General features: G+C 37.5%; 7 protein-coding genes. 6 read left to right on the forward strand and 1 reads right to left on the reverse strand.

Features of this window, described 5'->3' with window-relative positions; genetic code table 11:
* From ACFIKE_RS07125 to ACFIKE_RS07135, 3 genes are all read left to right on the forward strand, one after another.
* Nucleotides 1-1,629, forward strand: a 1,629-nt coding sequence (locus tag ACFIKE_RS07125) for a formate--tetrahydrofolate ligase (RefSeq protein WP_375648897.1), incomplete at its 5' end; no start/stop codon positions are given.
* A 187-nt stretch (nt 1,630-1,816) separates the two neighbouring features.
* On the forward strand, nt 1,817-2,050 hold the full coding sequence (gene rpsU, locus ACFIKE_RS07130; protein WP_012754552.1) for a 30S ribosomal protein S21: 234 nt from the start codon (nt 1,817-1,819) through the stop codon (nt 2,048-2,050).
* 1,600 nt (nt 2,051-3,650) lie between these two features.
* Nucleotides 3,651-4,211 carry an SH3 domain-containing protein gene (locus ACFIKE_RS07135; RefSeq protein WP_375626269.1) on the forward strand — a complete coding sequence of 187 codons (561 nt, stop codon included), beginning with the start codon at nt 3,651-3,653 and terminating at the stop codon, nt 4,209-4,211.
* A gap of 46 nt (nt 4,212-4,257) precedes the next feature.
* Here ACFIKE_RS07135 and irrA read toward each other — a convergent pair whose 3' ends face one another.
* Nucleotides 4,258-4,770, reverse strand: coding sequence for an iron response transcriptional regulator IrrA (gene irrA, locus ACFIKE_RS07140; protein WP_273787458.1), 513 nt, complete (start codon nt 4,768-4,770; stop codon nt 4,258-4,260).
* 231 nt (nt 4,771-5,001) lie between these two features.
* On the opposite strand from irrA, the gene fabA reads away from it, so the two are divergent.
* From fabA to fabI, 3 genes are all read left to right on the forward strand, one after another.
* On the forward strand, nt 5,002-5,511 hold the full coding sequence (gene fabA, locus ACFIKE_RS07145; RefSeq protein WP_375625418.1) for a 3-hydroxyacyl-[acyl-carrier-protein] dehydratase FabA: 510 nt from the start codon (nt 5,002-5,004) through the stop codon (nt 5,509-5,511).
* A gap of 57 nt (nt 5,512-5,568) precedes the next feature.
* Entirely contained in the window at nt 5,569-6,789 is a 1,221-nt protein-coding gene (fabB, locus tag ACFIKE_RS07150) for a beta-ketoacyl-ACP synthase I (protein ID WP_375619287.1), read from the forward strand.
* A gap of 48 nt (nt 6,790-6,837) precedes the next feature.
* The coding region (fabI, locus tag ACFIKE_RS07155; protein ID WP_375648900.1) for an enoyl-ACP reductase FabI at nt 6,838-7,622 on the forward strand (785 nt) is incomplete at its 3' end.

A 7,622-nucleotide genomic window follows, 5' to 3' on the forward strand; every position in this document is an offset into this window, starting at 1 on the left:
CATATTATTGAAATTGCACAAAAAATTGGTATCTCACATGAAAATCTCATTCCCTATGGCCATGATAAAGCTAAAATTTCTTCTGAATACATAAAATCGCTTGATAAAAATCCAGATGGTAAACTTATCCTCGTCACAGCTATCAACCCCACACCTGCCGGAGAAGGCAAAACAACAACAACAGTTGGACTAAGTGATGCTCTTAATCTTATTGGTAAAAAAACAATAGCTACCTTGAGAGAACCGTCTTTAGGTCCCTGTTTTGGTGTAAAAGGTGGTGCTGCTGGTGGTGGTTATGCGCAAGTCGTTCCAATGGATGACCTTAATTTACATTTTACCGGTGATTTTCATGCTATTACAGCTGCTCATAATCTTCTTGCCGCAATAATAGATAATCATCTTTATTGGGGAAATACTCTAAACATTGATCCACGTCGCATTGTTTGGAAACGCGTTCTTGATATGAATGACCGCGCATTGCGCGATATTGTTATTTCATTGGGGGGCATAACAAATGGTTTTCCACGCCAAACAGGTTTTGATATTACTGTTGCGTCAGAAATTATGGCACTTCTTTGTCTCTCTGAAAATTTAGAAAACCTTACACAAAGACTCAAAAAAATTATTGTTGCTTATCGTTATGATAAAACGCCCATCACCGTTTCTGATCTCAATGCAGAAGGTGCAATGGCAGTTCTTCTCAAGGATGCTATACAACCCAATCTCGTACAGACAATTGAAAATAACCCTGTTCTCGTTCATGGAGGACCTTTTGCCAACATTGCTCATGGTTGCAATTCAGTTATAGCAACAAAAACTGCTTTAAAACTTGCTGATTATGTTGTCACAGAAGCAGGGTTTGGAGCAGATCTTGGAGCAGAAAAGTTCTTCAATATCAAATGTAGGCAAGCAGGTATTGTACCAAATGCTACAGTGATCGTCGCAACTATTCGTGCATTAAAAATGAATGGTGGTGTGGATAAAAATAACCTGACAGAAGAAAATATCACCGCTTTAGAAAAAGGAACAGCCAATCTTTTACGACATATAAAGAATATGGAGCACTACGGTATTCCTTGTGTTGTGGCTATCAATCATTTTGACAGCGATAGCGATGCTGAAATAAAAACATTACAAAAAATAGTTGCAACAACTGGACACAAAGCTATTATCTGTAAGCATTGGGAACAAGGTGGAAAAGGCGCTATAGAACTTGCACAAGAACTCGTTACCTTGATTGAAGAAAAACATTCTCATTTTAAAGTTTTATATCAAGATAATATTCCACTCGTTCAAAAAATTAATTGTATTATAACAAAGCTATACGGTGGGCGTGGCGCCATCATCCCAGCCCCTATTCTCAAACAACTTGAATCTTGGGAAAAAGAAGGTTTTGGTGCCTACCCTATTTGTATGGCAAAAACACCTTATTCTTTTTCTTCTGATCCCAAGCAATATGGTGCTCCTGTTGATTTTGAAATTCCCGTACGTGAAGTTCGTCTCTCCGCAGGAGCCGGCTTTATTGTTGTCATTTGTGGAGATGTTATGACCATGCCGGGACTACCCCATTATCCCACGGCTGAAAAAATTCATCTTGACGAAAATGATCAAATACAAGGACTTTCATAAATTTATAACCGTAAAATTTTATCATTCATTATAAAAAGTGTTTTATTGCAAAAAGAATAGAATTTTAAAAAGCGATATAGACAAATGTCTTATTTATATGATATAGGTGCTTGTCCTTTTGGATATGCCTTTAAAAGGACGTAGGTTTTTCCTATCATTTATGACACTGAAAAAAGCAGGATAGATAGTGCAAGTACTCGTTCGTGATAATAATGTTGACCAAGCGCTCCGTGCGTTGAAAAAAAAGATGCAGCGTGAAGGTATCTTCCGTGAAATGAAAATGCGTAGTTATTATGAGAAGCCATCTGAGAAGCGTGCTCGTGAAAAAGCTGAAGCTATTCGTCGTACACGTAAGCTTGCTCGTAAGCGTGCGCAAAGAGAAGGTTTTGTTAGTAACGGACGAACTGTTGCGGTAAAGTAATATACTTTATGCAATTGCGTAAGCAGTAGATAATAAGCTTCCAGAAAATTTTATCTTCATAGGCGGTTGCAATAAATTGCTTGTGTATGGTTTTTTGTGTACAATGTTATCTAATATGTTAGTTATCTGAAAATAATAAGGTTTCTGTCATAGGGGTGGTTTTTTCATTCTTATATTTCAAAAAACAGATAACAAATTACGCTTTAGATATTTAAGCGACTTGTTCTTATGTGAATTGAGTGTAGGGTGTTTTATTATCACTTTTCGCTATAATTTTTCTCCTTCCGGATATCTCTTAAGTAACTGTTTCTTATGTATAAATTTCATGATGATTTTCTTTTTTTGTCATTAAATATTCTACATCTTTCGAAGATGCTAGATCAGATTGCAAAACAAAAGTAACTATCGCAATATGCGATTGTGTATACAAATATGATATCAAATGCATAATCCTCTTTCCCTTCAGTTATGTAACAAAACGATATAATTCCATAACTTTTTATATCCCTTGACTCTGTCTCTCTAAACGATGACGAATTTCAACCACTGCACTACAGATTCTTTTTTCTTGATAAATTTCTTCTATTCATCACTTATGTAATGACCCCCATAAGTGTATCGAATAAGCCCCTCTATTTCATTCAACTTTCTTCTATACTGAGTTATAGAAAAAGAAAATTAACAATAAACAGAGAAAACACTGTATTTTAATATGGATGAATGTGCCTTTTATTACCATTTTTAATGGAAATATATTTACAACTCAAATAACGAGTTAAAGTTTTTAACGCGTTGATTTATCGTTATAAGTAATCGTTTTTCATATTAAGTAATAATTCTGAATAACGTGAAGTTTCTCAACACCTTCTTATATTGAATCAATCAAGATTATTTCTTGTACATCATAAGCAGGGTTAGTATGCAAATAGAATAAAAGCTATTTAAGAAAAAAATAAAAATGCTTCTTATGAACGCCATAAATAATAAGAACTACGTAACATTGAGAGCTCCTAAAGGTATAATGGATCGAGCTTATCTACCATACCGATAAGCATTATCATGGCATGAAATTATAGTATAGCAAATTTTATAAAATGGATTATCACGAAAAACTGTCCTGTTAAAATCAGCCCTTCATATATCAATCTACTTCATAATTTTTCTCATATTTTTAAGCTTAACTGTTTTATTCATCGTATTATTTTGTCCATTCAAAACTTCTTTTCAAGCCACATGATAACCCCTTTACTGAACAGCTCTTTGTATAATATGCATATATGTACTTTTACTTCGAGAAACAAACTCAGAAAAGAGATGCAATACTTTAGCCCTAATTTCCTGTACAAAAATTGCTATGGACCCAGTATACTTTACTGTTTTATCACGCGTACAGCTGCATAAAAATCCAGTTTTTATTTATATTTATCCCCTTATAAACAAGATAAGCACTAAAAAATACAAACTTTTGTTTTCCTTATTTTGCTATTCTCGTAACAATTTTTTCATTGTTTAGATCTCTTTAACGAGCGATATGTCATAATTTTAGTCTTATATTTCAGATTTTAAATTTCCAATATATGACGAAATAAAGGAGTTCAGTGTGCAAAATTCTCGTTGGTTTCGCGTTTCAATGCTCGCATCATGTATCTTAATAACAACAGTCATTGTATTGGGTTCACCTCATTTGTTGCACGCACAAACATTTAATCAAAATTTAGGGCCCAGTGGTTTACCACTTCCGCGATTTGCTTCGATTAAACCCACCAGCGTTAATGTGCGCGTCGGACCAGGAAGCAACTATTCTATCATTTTTACCTACAAAAAGAAGGGCTTGCCTATTGAAATCATTCAAGAATATGATCAATGGCGCAAAATTCGTGATGCAGAAGGCGATGAGGGGTGGGTGTATCAATCGCTTTTATCGGGAAAGCGAACTGCTATAACTATTCCATGGCAAAAAGATAAAACAAAAAGGCTGATGCTCCGAAAAAACCCCACCGACAACGCAGAGCTTGTGGCAGAAGTAGAACCTAATGTCATTGGCAATATCCGCCAATGTGATGGACAATGGTGCGAACTAAACATTAATAATATGCGCGGATGGCTTCAGCAACCCCAGTTATGGGGAATCTATCCTGATGAAAAAGTAAAAGGTTGGTGAATGCTCAAACTTATCAAGTTTAATTTTTATTCCTCATTGAATATCCTCACTGCCTATCACAAGATTGATTTTTGGGTTTCAATCGTACGATCAAATCAACATGTGAAATTTCCATACCTTCTGGTGGCTTAGGCAAATTTCTAATAATGGGAGCTTCTTCCAAATTGTAAGGAATATCAAGAATACGATTTTCGCCTTCTATATAAAAATGGTAGTGATCAGAGGTATTGGTATCAAACCAAGTTTTTGAGCCTTCTACGGCAATAATCCGTAACAATCCCGCTTCCGTAAATTGATGAAGCGTATTATAAACCGTTGCTAAAGATACAGGCACACCTGCCCTCCCCGCTTCCTCATAGAGCTCTTCAGCAGTAATATGACGATTTCCTTGAGAAAAAATCATATGCGCAAGTTCCAACCGCTGACGTGTTGGACGCAAACCATTCTGACGCAAACGTTTTTCTAACATAGAAATGGAATAATATTGCACAATTTTTCCACACTCTTTTGTGAACTGTTGCTCTTCATTCATATCTAAATCGTCTGCACTCACTGACATATTACAAACCCAAATATATTCCTGCTAAATAAGATCAAAATACAAAAAAATGGGAATAGTATGGTGTAATCTTGTATTCCATTTTTAAATAATTACCTGTGTAGAATACATAAAAAAGGCCTTTTGTCATTAAAAATGATATAAAATCATTTCCCTCTCTTTAAAATTTGCTCTAAAAGTAGGTTGGGAAAAGCGCAGAAATAAAAATATATGCAAATAAATGGAGTAACAATGGCTGAACAAAAGTCTCGCTACACTTATGAAGAGCTTCTAAGCTGCGCTCGCGGCGAAATGTTTGGTAAAGGTAATGCGCAATTGCCAGCACCGCCAATGTTAATGATTCATCGAATCACTCAAATTAGTGAAACTGATGGTAAATACGATAAAGGAATGGTTCGCGCCGAATTTGACATTACACCAGACCTGTGGTTCTTTAATTGTCACTTTATAGGCGATCCCGTCATGCCAGGATGTCTCGGACTGGATGGTATGTGGCAATTGACAGGCTTTTTTCTTGGTTGGCTAGGCGAACCAGGAAAAGGAAGAGCGATATCAACAGGTGAAGTAAAGTTATCAGGGATGGTAACTCCACAAACCAAAATTCTTGAATATGAAATAGATTTTAAGCGTATTCGGCGTGGAAATTTAGTCTTAGGAATAGCTGATGGGTGGCTAAAAGCAGATGGAGAGACTATTTATAAGGCGAGTGATTTACGCGTTGCTTTATTCAAAGAAGATTGAACGTTATTTCCGTCAGAAAGAACTTTTCACTATTCTGTATGGAACGAGGAGGTATGAATGCGTCGAGTTGTTGTAACCGGAATGGGAATTGTCTCCGCGATTGGAAATGGACCTGAAGCTGTTTTAACCAGTTTACGTGAAGCAAAATCTGGAATTTCTTACGCGCCTCAATATGCCGAATTAGGCTTTCGTAGCAGAGTTTACGGCAAACCCGATATTAATATAGAAGAACTTGTAGATCGGCGTGCTCTACGTTTTCATGGGCGTGGAACAGCATGGAATCACATCGCCATGGATCAGGCAATTGCTGATGCGGGTCTAGAACCGCATGAAGTATCGAATGAACACACGGGTATTATTATGGGTTCTGGAGGTGCTTCAACTCAGTCAATCGTTGAGGCTGCTGATATTACACGCCAAAAAGGTCCAAAACGCATCGGTCCTTTTGTTGTGCCTAAAGTGATGAGTTCCACGGCATCCGCAACACTTGCAACTTTTTTTAAAATTAAGGGCGTAAACTATTCAATCTCTTCCGCATGTGCTACATCCAATCATTGTATCGGCAATGCTTATGAAACAATCCAATATGGAAAACAAGATCGCATTTTTGCTGGTGGTTGCGAAGATCTGGATTGGACATTATCTGTTTTATTCGATGCTATGGGTGCTATGTCCAGCAAATATAATGATGTACCAGAAAAAGCTTCGCGTGCTTATGACGCTAATCGTGATGGATTTGTTATTGCTGGTGGCGCTGGCGTTTTGGTTCTTGAAGAACTAGAAGTCGCTAAAGCGCGTGGTGCAAAAATCTATGGAGAAATTGTTGGTTATGGCGCTACATCCGATGGATACGATATGGTCTCTCCGTCGGGTGAGGGAGCAGAACGGTGCATGCGCATGGCACTTGCGACCGTCAAAAATAAGATTGATTATATCAATCCCCATGCAACAGCAACACCTGTTGGTGATCCTCCTGAAATAGAAGCGATCCGCCGTATCTTCGGAGCAGGTGATCAATGCCCGCCAATTTCTGCCACAAAATCTCTGACTGGTCATTCCTTGGGTGCAGCTGGTGTTCAAGAAGCAATCTACACACTGTTAATGATGCAGCATAATTTTATTTGTGAAAGTGCCCATATTGAAGAACTTGATCCAGCTTTTGCTGATATGCCAATCGTTCGTAAACGACGTGATCATCAACAACTGAATACCGTATTGTCAAATACTTTTGGCTTTGGCGGTACCAATGCAACGCTTGTTTTCCAACGCTATGAATAAACACACGTTCTTAGTAATTGAAAAAAGTACGGTCTTACGGAGAATAATATGAAAGGTTTGATGGAGGGCAAACGTGGCCTTATTATGGGGATTGCGAATGACCATTCAATTGCTTGGGGCATTGCCTGTCAGCTCGCACAAGCAGGAGCTGAATTAGCATTGACTTATCAAGGGAATGCTTTTGGAAAACGTGTTCAGCCTCTAGCTGATAAACTTGGCTGCAAATTAGTGCTAGAGTGTGATGTTGAAAAAATTGAAAATATTGACTACGTCTTTGAGCAACTTGAAAAAGAATGGAAAACTATTGATTTTATTGTCCATGCCATTGGTTTTTCAGATAAAACTCAGCTAAAAGGACGTTATGTTGATGTTACAACACGTGAAAACTTCCAACGCACGATGGTTATTTCAGCTTATTCCTTTACTGAAATTGCCCAGCGCGCGGGTAGGCTTATGCCCAATGGAGGAACACTTTTAACTCTTACCTATGGTGCTTCACAGCAAGTTGTGCCTAATTATAACATCATGGGTGTTGCTAAAGCAGCTCTAGAAGCTATGGTACGTTATTTAGCAGCGGACTTTGGTCCTCAAAATATCCGTGTCAATGCGATTTCCGCTGGTCCTGTTAGAACTTTAGCAGGTAATGGTATTGCAGCTGCACGTGCAATATTTTCACATCAACGCCGTAATGCCCCATTACGTCGTACCGTAAATATTCATGAAATTGGAAAATCTGCTCTTTATCTACTCTCTGACTTATCATCAGGTGTTACAGGTGAAATCCATTATGTTGATTCAGGCTATAACATCATGTCTATGCCAATACTTGAAGA

This window comes from Bartonella sp. MU70NMGDW, assembly GCF_042194085.1.
Classification (GTDB): domain Bacteria; phylum Pseudomonadota; class Alphaproteobacteria; order Rhizobiales; family Rhizobiaceae; genus Bartonella; species Bartonella grahamii.